This window comes from Plantibacter sp. VKM Ac-2880 (assembly GCF_015351235.1).
Lineage (GTDB): Bacteria > Actinomycetota > Actinomycetes > Actinomycetales > Microbacteriaceae > Plantibacter.
On the sequence record NZ_JADKSJ010000002.1, the window covers coordinates 1,213,970 to 1,226,524 of the forward strand.

Annotated in this window: 13 protein-coding genes; 5 read left to right on the top strand and 8 right to left on the bottom strand. The window is 69.1% G+C overall.

Annotated elements, in window-relative coordinates; translation table 11 throughout:
* Nucleotides 1-6 precede the first annotated feature (6 nt).
* The 5 genes from ITJ57_RS17760 to ITJ57_RS17780 form a co-directional block, all read right to left on the bottom strand.
* Entirely contained in the window at nt 7-819 is an 813-nt protein-coding gene (locus ITJ57_RS17760) for a CPBP family intramembrane glutamic endopeptidase (protein WP_056782160.1), read from the bottom strand.
* A gap of 68 nt (nt 820-887) precedes the next feature.
* Complete coding sequence (locus ITJ57_RS17765; RefSeq protein ID WP_194671313.1) at nt 888-1,733, bottom strand: transglutaminase family protein; 846 nt, start codon at nt 1,731-1,733, stop codon at nt 888-890.
* A complete protein-coding gene (locus ITJ57_RS17770; RefSeq protein ID WP_194671314.1) occupies nt 1,730-2,659 on the bottom strand; it encodes an alpha-E domain-containing protein in 930 nt (309 codons plus the stop codon). Before ITJ57_RS17770 ends, ITJ57_RS17765 begins: the two co-directional genes overlap by 4 nt.
* Nucleotides 2,653-4,365, bottom strand: a complete 1,713-nt coding sequence (locus ITJ57_RS17775; protein ID WP_194671315.1) for a circularly permuted type 2 ATP-grasp protein — start codon at nt 4,363-4,365, stop codon at nt 2,653-2,655. The genes ITJ57_RS17770 and ITJ57_RS17775 overlap by 7 nt, the downstream gene beginning before the upstream one ends.
* Nucleotides 4,366-4,639: 274 nt before the next feature.
* Nucleotides 4,640-5,581: an aldo/keto reductase gene (locus tag ITJ57_RS17780; RefSeq protein WP_194671316.1), complete on the bottom strand. Its 942-nt coding sequence runs from the start codon at nt 5,579-5,581 to the stop codon at nt 4,640-4,642.
* A 155-nt stretch (nt 5,582-5,736) separates the two neighbouring features.
* Between ITJ57_RS17780 and ITJ57_RS17785 the strand changes: the two genes are divergently transcribed.
* Genes ITJ57_RS17785 through ITJ57_RS17795 form a run of 3 tightly spaced genes read left to right on the top strand, consistent with a single transcriptional unit; the run spans nt 5,737 to nt 7,602 of the window.
* Nucleotides 5,737-6,180 carry a GNAT family N-acetyltransferase gene (locus tag ITJ57_RS17785; protein ID WP_194671317.1) on the top strand — a complete coding sequence of 148 codons (444 nt, stop codon included), beginning with the start codon at nt 5,737-5,739 and terminating at the stop codon, nt 6,178-6,180.
* Nucleotides 6,181-6,232: 52 nt separating this feature from the next.
* A complete protein-coding gene (locus ITJ57_RS17790; protein ID WP_194671318.1) occupies nt 6,233-6,664 on the top strand; it encodes a hypothetical protein in 432 nt (143 codons plus the stop codon).
* Nucleotides 6,665-6,693: 29 nt separating this feature from the next.
* Complete coding sequence (locus ITJ57_RS17795) at nt 6,694-7,602, top strand: SMP-30/gluconolactonase/LRE family protein (protein WP_228507325.1); 909 nt, start codon at nt 6,694-6,696, stop codon at nt 7,600-7,602.
* Between the two features lie 12 nt (nt 7,603-7,614).
* On the opposite strand, the gene ITJ57_RS17800 is transcribed toward ITJ57_RS17795, so the two are convergent.
* The 3 genes from ITJ57_RS17800 to ITJ57_RS17810 form a co-directional block, all read right to left on the bottom strand.
* Nucleotides 7,615-8,637 (bottom strand): LacI family DNA-binding transcriptional regulator, encoded by a 1,023-nt coding sequence (locus ITJ57_RS17800; protein ID WP_194671319.1) that lies wholly within the window; start codon nt 8,635-8,637, stop codon nt 7,615-7,617.
* A 77-nt stretch (nt 8,638-8,714) separates the two neighbouring features.
* Entirely contained in the window at nt 8,715-9,134 is a 420-nt protein-coding gene (locus ITJ57_RS17805; protein ID WP_228507327.1) for a carboxymuconolactone decarboxylase family protein, read from the bottom strand.
* A gap of 35 nt (nt 9,135-9,169) precedes the next feature.
* The gene (locus ITJ57_RS17810; protein ID WP_194671321.1) at nt 9,170-9,919 is read right to left on the bottom strand and encodes an SDR family NAD(P)-dependent oxidoreductase; all 750 of its coding nucleotides are present in this window, start codon (nt 9,917-9,919) and stop codon (nt 9,170-9,172) included.
* A gap of 303 nt (nt 9,920-10,222) precedes the next feature.
* Here ITJ57_RS17810 and ITJ57_RS17815 point away from each other — a divergent pair, with 303 nt between their 5' ends.
* Nucleotides 10,223-11,539, top strand: a complete 1,317-nt coding sequence (locus ITJ57_RS17815) for an extracellular solute-binding protein (protein ID WP_194671322.1) — start codon at nt 10,223-10,225, stop codon at nt 11,537-11,539.
* A gap of 132 nt (nt 11,540-11,671) precedes the next feature.
* The gene (locus ITJ57_RS17820) at nt 11,672-12,553 is read left to right on the top strand and encodes a carbohydrate ABC transporter permease (protein WP_056010829.1); all 882 of its coding nucleotides are present in this window, start codon (nt 11,672-11,674) and stop codon (nt 12,551-12,553) included.
* The last annotated feature ends 2 nt before the right edge of the window (nt 12,554-12,555 follow it).

Genomic DNA, 12,555 nt, shown 5'->3' on the forward strand with positions numbered 1-12,555 from the left:
CTCTGCTCAGTACCAGAAGATCGGGATCCAGTCGCGGTGGTGCGCGTGCACGATCGCGAGGAACACGATCGCGTCGAAGAGCAGGTGCACCGCGAGGATGTAGCCGAGTGAGCGCGTCTTCGAGAACAGGTACCCCTGGAGGAGCGCGAACGGGAACGTCAGGAGCGGACCCCACGAGCGGTAGCCGAGTTCCCAGAGGAACGAGACGAAGATGACGGCCTGCAGCAGGTTCGCCTGCCACACCGGGAAGTGCCGGCGCAGCAGTGCGAAGCAGGTGCAGATGAAGAACAGCTCGTCCCAGGTGCCGACCGCGTTGACGCCGACGAAGAACCGTCCGAGTTCGCCGGCGTCACTGATCACCGGCCAGTTCTCGTAGGCACCGGATCGGATGAAGTAGAACGGCAGGATCGCCCACCCGAGCAGCGGGACGGCGAACAAGTACGCGATCTCGCCCTTCGTCTTCTTCTCACGGCTCCGCCAGGGGAAAATGATCGCCTTCCGCCGGTAGACGAAGCGGTCGATGAGGAACGGGACGCCGACCGCCAACAGGAGGACGGTGCCGATGCGGAAGAAGCTCGGCCAGGAGACGTCCGCCTCCACCGAGGTGGTCGACACGATGCCGATCCCGATCGCGATGAGGAAGAGGTCCTGCGCGAGCGCGCGATCGATGAGGATCGCGGTGACCAGCGCGGCGACGAGCAGCGGGTACCCGGCGAGGGGCTGCATGAGGCCGAAGAGGCAGAACGCGGACGCCGCCAGCAGCACCGCGGGGATCAGCTTCATCGGGCGGCGGGCCGGGACGATCATCTCGGTCTGCATGCCGTCGATCCTACGGGTGTCGTCCACACGGACGAATGTCAGCGCACCGCGCTGGCACCACCCCCGGGTCAGGCCTCGCGGGTGATCTCGACCTTCACGAAGAGCTTCGACCGGTACGGACCCGCGTAGACGCCACGGAGCGGGGACACGTCGCCGTAGTCACGGCCGCGCCCGATGAGCACGTGGCGCTCACCGACGTCGACCATGTTGGTGGGGTCGAACCCGCGCCAATCACCGCAGAACCACTCCACCCAGGCGTGCGACTCCCCCGTCACCGTCTCACCGATCGCCGCATGCGGCTTCGGGTGGAGGTACCCGGACACGTACCGCGCCGGGATCCCGACGGACCGCAACGCTCCGAGGACGATGTGCGTGATGTCCTGACAGACGCCCTTGCGGTTGGCCCACGCCTCGGCCGCCGTCGAATACACGCTCGTGACGCCCTGCACGTAGTCCATCTGCTCGCCGATCTCACGGCTGATCGCCATCGCTGCCTCGCACGGGCTCTCGTGGCGGTCGGCGATGGTCCTGGCGAGCTCGACGAGGTCGTCCGGCGGCGTCGTCCGGCGGGTCTGCTCGAGGTGCTCCACCCGGGTGACGGCCGCCTGCGTCGCGATGTCGAGCTGCTCCCAGCCGGTCGGGTGCGGTTCGTGCTTCCGAGGACGCACCTCGACGAGACTCGTGGCCGTGAGCGACAGCTCGTCATGCGGGGTGAGCACCTCGAACGCCGACACCTTCATGCCCCAGTAGTCCGTGTACGTCGACTGGGACGCACCGGGCTGGATGTCGATGTGCGAGTACAGCACGTACTGGTCCTCCGTCGTGACGGGGAGCATGCGCGCCTCGTTGTAGGAGGCGTTCACCTTGCCGCCGTACGAGAAGCCGGTGCTGTGTTTGATGTGCAGACGGGTCATGAGTTCTCTCCGATCCACGCGGGCACCGCATGCGTGGGGAAGTAGCGTTCGCGGATCGCCTCGGACACCTGGCTCGTGACGTTCTGCACGGCGTCCATCCGGCCGGGGAGGTCGCCGAGGGTGTCCTGGATGGGGCGGTACTCGAGGTCGCTGCGGATCTGACCGAGCAACCGCTGGGCGGAGTCGACCGTGCCGACCCGACCACGCCGCGGTTCGAGGTCGCGCATGCACTCCTCAGCCCGGCTGATCGAGAACATGACCGACCGCGGGAACAGCTGGTCGAGCAGCAGGAACTCGGCGGCGTTCTTCGCGCTCGGCATGCCGCGGTAGGTGCGCAGATACGCCTCGTACGCGCCGCAGGAGCGGAGGATCGTCGTCCACGACGGGCCGCTGGCCTCGGTGAGCGATCGCGTCGCCAGCAGGCGGGCCGTCATGTCGGCGCGCTCGAGGCTGCGGCCGAGGGTGAAGAACCGCCACGCGTCGTCACGGCTCGTGGCGGAGTCGACGATACCGACGGCGAGCGCCGACCGTTCGCGGACCCAGCCGAAGAACTCGTGGACCTTGTCGCTCGCGACCCGTCGCGGCATCCGCGCGCGGGTGGTGTTGAGGCACTCCCACAGCTCGGTCGACACGATCTCGCGGGCGCGACGGGCGTTCTCCCGAGCGGCGCCCAGGGAGTACGCGATCGACGCGGGGTGGGTGCGGTCGACGGCGAGCTGCGCGAGGACGTCCTGGCGGGTGAGTTCCTGGTCGGCCGGTGCGGCGCTCCCCATCACGGACAGCAGCGAACGGCAGGCGGTGTCCTCGTCGATCCACGGGTCCTCCAGCAGCAACTGCAGGTGGACGTCGAGGATGCGCGCGGTGCCGTCGCTCCGCTCGATGTAACGACCGATCCAGAACAGGCTCTCGGCGATCCGGCTCAGCATGCTGCGTCCTCCTGCCCGTCGACACGCTCAGACGGTGCGTCCGCACGCGCCTGCTGCTGCTGCTCCTGCTGGTCCTGATTGCCCGTGGGCCGGTCCTGGGGCGAGTGCTCCGGGGTCGTGCCGTGGTCGTAGATGATCGGGATCGACGTCGTCTCCGTCGTGGCCTGCTCGGCGACGAGCCCCTGGATGTCGTGCGACGACGCCTCGGGAGCGGCGTTCGGGTCGTAGGCGCGGCCGACGACCCAGGTGTCCTTCGAGCCACCACCCTGGCTGGAGTTCACGACCAACTGCCCCTCCGGCAGCGCGACCCGCGTCAGGCCACCCGGCAGGACCCACACGTCGTTCCCGTCGTTGACGGCGAAGGGCCGGAGGTCGGCGTGGCGCGGACGCATGCCGTCCTCGACGAGGGTCGGGATGGTGGACAGCATGACGACCGGCTGCGCGATCCAGCCGCGCGGGTCCTCCTGCAGCTTCGTCTTCAGGGTCGCGAGCTCCTCCTTCGAGGCGTCCGGACCCACGACGAGCCCCTTACCGCCCGAGCCGTCGACGGGCTTGATGACGAGCTCGTCGAGCCGGTCGAGCACCTCCTCCAGGGCGAGCGGGTCCTCGAGACGCCAGGTGTCGACGTTCGGGAGGATCGCGTCCTCAGCGAGGTAGTACTTGATGAGGTCGGGCAGGTACGTGTAGACGAGCTTGTCGTCCGCGACGCCGTTGCCGACCGCGTTCGCGATCGTCACGTTGCCGAGGCGGGCCGCGAGCATCAGCCCGGGCGAGCCGAGCATCGAGTCGGCGCGGAACGACAGCGGGTCGAGGAACTCGTCGTCGACGCGACGGTAGATGACGTCGACGCGGGTCGGGCCGGCCGTGGTCCGCATGAACACCTTGCCGCCGGAGCAGAAGAGGTCGCGGCCCTCGACGAGCTCCACGCCCATGAGGCGCGCGAGCAGCGTGTGCTCGAAGTAGGCGGAGTTGTACACACCGGGGGTGAGCACGACGACGTTCGGGTCCTCGACACCGGGCGGGGCCGAAGCGCGGAGCGCCTGCAGGAGCTTGTTCGGGTAGTCGCCGACGGGGCGCACCCGCATCGAGACGAAGAGCTCCGGGAGGGTCTGCGCCATGACCCGACGGTTGGAGATGACGTAGCTGACGCCGGACGGGACGCGCACGTTGTCCTCGAGGACACGCATCTGGCCGTGTTCGTCGCGGATGAGGTCGATGCCGGAGACCTGGATGCGGACGCCGTTCGCGGCCTGGATCCCGTAGGCCTGCCGATGGAAGTGGGAGGACGAGGAGATGAGCTTGGCGGGGATGACGCCGTCGCGCACGGCGAGCTGCGGACCGTAGACATCGGCGAGGAACGCCTCGAGCGCCTTCACCCGCTGCTTGATGCCGGCCTCGACCTGCGTCCACTCCTGCTGCTCGATCACCCGGGGGACCGCGTCGAGTGGGAACGGGCGCTCCTCACCGGCGAAATCGAAGGTGACACCCTGCGCGAGATAGGAGCTGGCGAGGGCGTCGGTGCGCCCGCGGAGCTCCTCCTGGGTCATGCGTGCGAGGGAGGTGTAGATCTCCTGATACGCCCGCCTGGCGGTCGCGCCACCGGCGTGTTCAGCCGCCTCGCCGAACATCTCGTCGAAGGCGGGGACACCGCTCGCCGTCTTGCGCGGGGCCAGTGTGCCGCCGTAGCCATTGAACAGATCGCCCATGGCCCGACTCTACTCGGCCGCATGTTGCCGGGGTGTTTCCGGCAGCTCCGACCAGCCTGGCGTGGTGCGGTCACCGGTCACCGAGCCTGTCGAGGTGCGCCCTTCGACAGGCTCAGGGACCAGTGGGGCTCAGCCCTTCGACAAGCTCAGGGACCAGTGGGGCTCAGCCCTTCGACAAGCTCAGGGACCAGTGGGGCTCAGCCCTTCGACAAGCTCAGGGACCAGTGGGGCTCAGCCCTTCGACAGGCTCAGGGACCGGGGACGGAGGGGCGCGCTAGGCGACCGAGGCGGCGGTGATGGCCGCGAGCTCGTCGGCGGAGAGCTCCAGCGTCGCCGAGGCGAGGAGGTCTGGCAGCTGCTCGACGGTGCGGGCGCTCGCGATCGGCGCGGCGACGGTCGGCTGCGAACGGAGCCACGCGAGCGACACGGTCGCGACCGAGACACCGTGGGCGGATGCCACCTCGTCGAGCACCGGCAGGAGCGCGGCGTGCTCGGCGAGGTACGCCTGGGCACCCTCGGCGCGGACGCTGTCGACGCTCGCACCCTCGCGGTACTTGCCGGTGAGGAAGCCCTTCGCGAGCGAGAAGTAGGGCAGCACAGCGAGCTGCTCGCGCTCGGCGATGGTGCGCAGCTCCCCCTCGAAGTCGCGCTCGACGAGGTTGTAGTGCGGCTGCAGGGCGATCGGGCGGTGCAGCCCCTTCGCCTCGACGATCTCGAACCACTCGGCGATACGGGCGGCGGAGTAGTTGGAGATACCGAGGTAGCGGACCTTGCCCGCGTCGACGAGCGACGACAGCGCCGTCACCGTCTCCTCCAGCGGGACGGACTCGTCGTCGAAGTGCGCGTAGTAGAGGTCGATGTGGTCGGTGCGGAGGCGCTCGAGTGAAGCGTCGGCGGCCTTCAGGATGTTGTCGGCGGCGAGACCCTGGAAGTCGGGGTGCTGACTGACCTTCGTCGCGATGACGAGCTCGTCGCGGTTGCCGCGCAGCTCCTGCCACTCGCCGACGAGGCGCTCCGAGTCACCACCGGTGTTGCCGGGGACCCACGCCGAGTAGCCGTCGGCGGTGTCGATGAAGTTGCCGCCGCCCGCGACGAACGCGTCGAGGATGTCGAACGAGGTCTGCCGGTCGGCGGTCCAGCCGAAGACGTTGCCGCCGAGGTTCAGCGGGAAGACGGACAGGTCGGACGTTCCGAGGGTGGTGCGGGCGTGAGTCATCTGATGATCCTCCAGAGGTTCGGTTCAGGCGTGTGCCTCTCTCACGGTAAGGCGGAGGGCCGCGCGGCTATTCCTCGTGTCGTCGGATGACGGTCGGTCCACCGACCCCGGATCGGCACCCGGAACTCCGCTTCCGGCCGCCATACAGTGGAGGGATGGGCTACCTCGTCGACGACTCGAAGGACCGCATCGACCGCGACGCCGTGTGGGGCGCACTCCGCGAGGTCTACTGGGCCAAGTGGCGGAGCCGGGCCGAGGTCGAAGCGCAGATCGACGACGCCTGGCGGGTCATCGGCGTGTACGAGGAGGAGACCGGCGCGCAGGTCGGCTTCGCCCGTGCCGTCTCGGACGGACTCGGCTTCGCCTACCTCGCGGACGTCGTGGTGCTCGAAGCGCACCGCGGTCACGGTCTCGGCAAGCGCATCGTGCAGGCGATGATCGACGACGGGCCCGGCGCGCACTTCCGGTGGACGCTCTTCACGAGCGACGCACACGGGCTCTACGAGCAGTTCGGCTTCGCGGAACCCGGCCGGACGGCGCTCGTCCGGCCGGCCGCAGACCTCCCGGTGCACCCGACGCAGCGGCCGCCGGAATCCTGACCGCGACCTCACTCTCGCCCGGCCCCCAGCGATGACGGGCTACCGTTGACGCATGTGGATCTCCGATGACGGCCGGTACAACATCGTCGATGTGCCGGCGGACGCCTATCCGGGGCGCGCGTACCTCCTCGAACTCGTAGCCGGGCTCGAATCCGACGAGCTCCACACCCTCGTCGCCCGCATGCAGGCGTTCGACGACGCGATGATCGACCGGCTCGAGGGCCTGGTCGACGGCGATGCTCCCGAGGTGGCTCCGGATCCGGAGCGCGAAGCCCCCTACGTGGACGAGATGATCCCGCGCCGCGTGCTCGACTCCATCGACTGGGACGCGATCCTCACCCCGCCGTTCCGGATCGAGGCGATCGACGTCGCCGGCGACCGCTGGCGCATGGACGCCTGGGCCTTCCTCGAGTCGATCGTCGAACCGCCCGTCACGCGCCCGACCGCCCGCAACCTCGGCTCCTCCCCCATCGATCCGGCGTAAACCGGCACCTGCCGAATAGGCTGGATGTCATGACCGACGACGATGTCACGATGACCGATCCTTCGCCGCTGCTCGCGGAGGGCGCCGAGCTCGAACACCTGTACACGGGCGCGATCTGGAGCGAAGGGCCGGCGTGGATCGCCGAGACCGGACGACTCCGGTGGAGCGACATCCCGAACGACCGCATCCTCGAGTTCGACGCGGCGAGCGGCGAGACGGCCGTGTTCCGCGACGCTGCCGAGTACACGAACGGACGCACGATCGACCGAGAGGGTCGCGTCGTGCAGTGCAGCCACGGGCGGCGCGCGGTCGAGATCGAGGGCCCCGACGGGCCGATCACGCTCGTCGACCGGTGGGCGGGCGTGCGCTTCAACTCACCCAACGACGTCGTGGTGCACTCCGACGGGTCGATCTGGTTCACCGACCCGCCCTACGGGATCGACGCGAGCGGCCGGGAGGGTCACCCCGGCGAGCAGGAGTACGACGGCTGCTTCGTCTTCCGCCTCGCCCCCTCGACCGGCGCGATCGAACCGGTGATCACCGCACTCGTGCACCCGAACGGGCTCGCCTTCTCCCCCGACCAATCCGTCCTCTACGTCTCCGACACCGGCGACGGGGCGCAGCGCATCGCCGCGTACGACGTCGCCGCCGACGGGGTCTCGGTCGAGCACGGCGACACCCCCGGCCGCACCTTCGCGGCGACGGCCGTCCCCGCCTCCGACGGCTTCCGCATCGACGTCGACGGCAACCTGTGGTCGTCGGCCGGCGACGGTGTCGAGGTCTTCGACCCCGCGGGCGTGACCATCCTGCGCATCCCGGTCCCGGAGCGCACGGCGAACGTCTGCTTCGCCGGCGAGGACGGCATGACGCTCTACATCACCGCGTCGAACTCCCTGTACCGCATCCGCACGGCCACCCGGCAGGCGCCGCGGCCCTGACGGTCGCGCCGCTCAGACGGAGGAGGCGCGGACGACGAGCTCGGGCTGGAAGACGAGGTGGCGCGCGGACGGCGGCGGGGTCGGCGCACCCTCCGCGACGGCGAACTCGCCCAGGAGCAGCTCCACCGCGGCGACACCGAACCCCTCGTGCGGCGCGCGCACGGAGGTGAGCGGGATGATCGACGACTCGGCGAACTCGATGTCGTCGTAGCCGACGATCGCGAGGTCCTCCGGCACGCGGAGCCCGTGCTCGACGACGAGCGTCTGCATGATGCCGAGGGCGAGCAGGTCGTTCACCGCGAACACGGCGTCGGGACGCGCCTCGGGTGGGCGGGCGGCGATGGCCCGGCCGAGCTCGCGGCCCTCGGCGATCGTACGCTCGGTGCCCGCGATCACCTCGAGGGTCGCCCCGGGCACGGCGGCCACGGCGGCGCTGGCCCCCTCGAACCGGTCGGCGACCTGACGGATGCCGAGGGGACCGCCGACGAAGGCGAGTCGGCGGCGGCCGGCCGCCAGCAGGTGCTCGGCCGCGAGGAACCCGCCGCGCACGTCGTCGACGGACACCGACGGCTGATCCGGCGAGGACGCCAACTGCCCGACGAGGACCGAGGGGATGCCCCGCTGCCGGATGCTCGTCAGCCGCTCCTCCACCGACTCGTGCGACGCGACGAGCATGCCCTGCACCCGCTGCGCCTCGAACATGCCGAGGTAGGCGTCCTCGCGCTCACGGCTGCGGTTGGAATTGGCGATGAAGACGGAGAGGCCGTCCTCGGCGGCGCGCTGCTCGACGCCCTCGGCGATCGTCGCGAAGAACGGGTTGCTCACGTCCGGCGCGATGTAGGCGATGGTGCCGCTGCGGCCGAGACGCAGCTGCCAGGCGGCGTTGTTGCGGACGAACCCGAGCTGGTCGATGGCGCGCTGGATGCGCTCCTGCTTCTCCGGTGAGACGCGGTCGGGGTGGTTGATGTAGTGCGAGACCGTGCCCATGGAGACGTCGGCGAGCGTCGCGACCTCGCGGATGCCGACTCGTCCCATGGTTCACCCCTGCCCTCGTGCTGCGTGCCCCGGGAGCGTTCCCGCGGCCCGGCTCAGTCTAGATCGCCCCGTCTCGGTCAGTCCTGATCGCGGCGCGGCTCCGGTCCGAGGGGCTCGGGGATCTCCACGCCGACCTCGATGAGGGCGTCCGTGACGACCCGGATGGCGTTGAGCGCACGCGGGAACCCCGCGTACTGCACGGTGTGGATGACCGTCTCGAGGATCTCCGTGGCCGAGCACCCCACGTTGATCGCTCCGCGCGTGTGCCCGCGGAGCTGCGGCTCCAGGCCGCCGAGGGCGACGAGCGCCGCGAGGGTGATGAGCTCCCGCTGCGCCAGCGTCAGGCCGGGACGCGAGTAGATGTCCCCGAAGTTGAACTCGATCCCGAAGCGGGCGAGGTCCTGCGCGAGACCCGTCTGCATCGCGACGAGCCCCTCCGACTTCCCCTCGCCGTACACCTCGTCGAACTTCGCCTTGCCTCGCTCGAGCCGCGTCATGTCGTCTCCTGCCGTCATCGTCGTCGCCCCGTCGCCTAGATCGAGTGTCCGCCGTCGAGCGGCAGGATCAGGCCGGTGATGTTCACGGCGGCGGGTGAGGCGAGGAAGACGACGGTCTCCGCGAGGTGCTCCGGCTCGCCGAGGAGCCGCGTGGGGATCTGCGCGAGGAGGGCCTCGCGGCGTTCCGGGGTGTCGTTGTCCCGGCCGGGCGTCGCCTGCGCGCCGGGCGCGAGCGCGTTCACCGTGATGCCCTGCTCGGCGACCTCGATCGCGAGGGACTTCGTGAGCCCGACGACACCGGCCTTGGCTGCGGCGTATGCGATCGCCCCGCGGACGAGGCGGCCGCCACTCACGGCGGCGATCGACGCGATGCTGATGATGCGACCCGAGCGCTGCTCGAGCATCGAGGGCAGGACGGCCCGGGTCACGTTGAAGACCGAGTTGAGGTTGCGGTCGATCTGCGTCGTCCAGGTCTCGGAGGTCATCTCGTGGAAGAAGCTGACGGCTCCGCCACCGGCACCGTTCAGCAGGATGTCGACGCCGCCCCACTCGGCGACGATGCCCCCGACGGCGGCCTGCACGGCGTCGAAGTCGGTCAGGTCGGCGGTGGCCGAGGCGGCGCGCACCCCGTGCGCCCGGACCAGTTCCGCAGTCTCCTCGAGGCCGGCGGCATTGAGGTCGAGGCCGGCGACGTCGGCGCCCTCGGCGGCGAGCTTCTGGGCGATCACCCGACCGAGCGCTCCTGCTGCTCCGGTGATGATCGCTCGCTTGCCCTGCAACCTCATGTGCGGTTCCGTTCCGTTTCGTCCGGCGCGTTCAGGCGCCGTGCATCGTCATTGATCTCGACCGTCCGCGCGGTGTCGAGACCACGAGGCGACCGCCCCCATTGTCGCCCCGGACTTGAAACGTGTCAATGCACATTCCTGCATCCCCCGCTCGACCCGGAACCGCCGCCGTGATTGGGGCCGATCCGATGCTTGACATGCGAGCTGAGCGCGGTTAGCCTCGGCCATTGAAACGCTTCAACTTTGCTCGCGACGGTCACCGCTCGCGTCTCACCATCACTGCCACATCTTCAAGGAGGAAATGTGTCCACAGCGCACCGGGCCCCGAAACGTCGGTCGGCCACCGCCATCGCCGCTCTCGGCGTCACCGCTCTCGCCCTGACCGCCTGCGCAGGGAACGGAGGCGCGACGAGCGCCACCTCGTTCGACTACCTCGCGGCCGTCGAGAACTCGATCGTCCGCGACGAACTCACCGCCCTCGGCGAGGGCGCCTGCTCCGCGAACGAGAAGGCACTCCCGCTCAAGGTCGAGACCCTGCCCCAGGCCGACGTGCTCCAGCGCGTCACCCTGCTGGCCAGCCAGAACGCCCTGCCCACCACCTTCACCGCCCCCACCGCACCGCTGCGGCCGGGCGGGACCCTCGGCGACGACGACACCGTCCTCGATCTCGAGGACACCCTCACCGAGCTGGGCGTCATGGACGACATCCTCCCCTCGGCCGTCGCGACCGTGAAGAACATCTACGGCGACCGCTTCGTCTCGATGCCGTACCAGTACAACGTCGAGGGCTTCTTCTACAACAAGACGATGTTCACCGACCTCGGCATCGAGATCCCGCAGACCTGGGACGAGCTCCTCGACGCGGCAGACAAGGTGCAGGCGTCCGGCAAGTCGGCGTTCACCGTCTCCGGCGCCCAGGGCTGGACGATCACGCGCTACATCAGCACCTACCTCTTCCGGTCGCTCGGCACCGAGGCGATGAACGACATCGCCTCGGGCGACGCCAAGCTCACCGACCCCGAGTACGTCGAGGCGATCACCGCCGTCGCGAACCTCGGCAAGTACTTCGGCCCGGGCATCACGACGATGGACATGCAGACCGCCACGAGCGAGTTCTTCACCGGCAACGCGGCCATGATGTACAACGGCACCTGGATGCTCGCCGACGTCTACAACACCGAGCTCAACCAGATCGGTGAGGACGCCGTCGGCTTCATGCCGTTCCCGACCGTCGAGGGTGGCAAGGGGTCGATCGACCAGTACCCGGCCAACACCGGTGCGGCGACCTCGTTCTCCACGAAGGGGTACGACGAGGAGAAGGTCGGTGGGTGGCTCAGCTGCATCGCCGAGAACTACGGCTCCAGCGTGCTGAAGAACCAGGGCGTCATCTCCGGCTTCAAGCTCAACGAAGAGGTCACGGACGTCCCGGCGCTCACCGCCGAGGTGCAGGGCATCATGGCCGACACCGACGAGACGGTCACCTGGTTCGAGACCTTCCTCCCCGAGAAGGCCGGCGTCGACGCGCAGACGAACGCCGCCCCGCTGCTCACCGGCGGCATCTCCCCCGAGGACTTCGCGGCGCTCGTCCAGGCCGGCGTGGACGCGGGCCTCAAGAAGTAACCGGCGATCCGGTCGCCCGGCACCCGCCAGGCGACCGGATCCGTCCGTCCGTCCGCGGACATCCTCCCTCGCAGCGGGTCACGCACCCCGCCGCCCAGCCTCACGGTCTCCCGACCGACTCAGGAGCACAGCATGAAAGACGTCCTCGGCGACAGGAAGGCCATCGCCATCCTGCTGGGCCCGGCCCTGCTCATCTTCACCCTGGTGAAGCTCGTGCCGGTGATGTGGTCGTTCGGCCTCACCTTCTTCCAGGGCGACCTGCGCGGTTTCGAGTTCGTCGGCCTCGACAACTTCGCCCAGCTGTTCGCCGACCCGACCGCCCCCGAGGCGATCTTCTTCAGCATCAAGTACTCGCTCATCGCGACGGTCGCGCAGATCGCCCTCGGCTACGGGCTCTCCCTCTTCTACGTCTTCGTCCTCAAGAAGGCGTCGACGCTCGTCCGCACGCTGGTGTTCTTCCCCGTCGTGCTGCCGACCGTCGCCGTCGGCCTGTTGTTCAAGCGGCTGTTCGAGGTGGCCCCGCAGACCGGGCCCGTCAACGCGATCCTGAACGGCTTCGGCATCGACTCCGTCGACTGGTTCAGCTCGCCGGACAGCGCCTTCGTCGTGATCATCATCATGGACCTCTGGCGGTCCATGGGGTTCTACGCCGTCCTGCTCTACGCCGGGCTCCTCGACATCCCCGAGGAGGTGATCGAGTCGGCCCGCATCGACGGCGCCCGCGGCCTGAAGCTCGTCCGTTACATCATCGTGCCGCTGTCCCTCCCCGTCCTCCTGTCGGCGGTGATCTTCAGCTTCAACGCGACGCTCAAAGTGTTCGACTCGGTGCTCGCCTTGACGGGCGGCGGACCGGGGACGGCCACGACCCCGCTGACGCTGTACATGTACAACACGACGTTCACGTACCAGAACTACGGCTACGGCTCCACGCTCGCGTTCGTGCTCACGATCATGTGCTTCCTCGTGACGCTCCTGATCTTCAAGACCTCCCGCAGAGACCTGACGAAGGACTGACG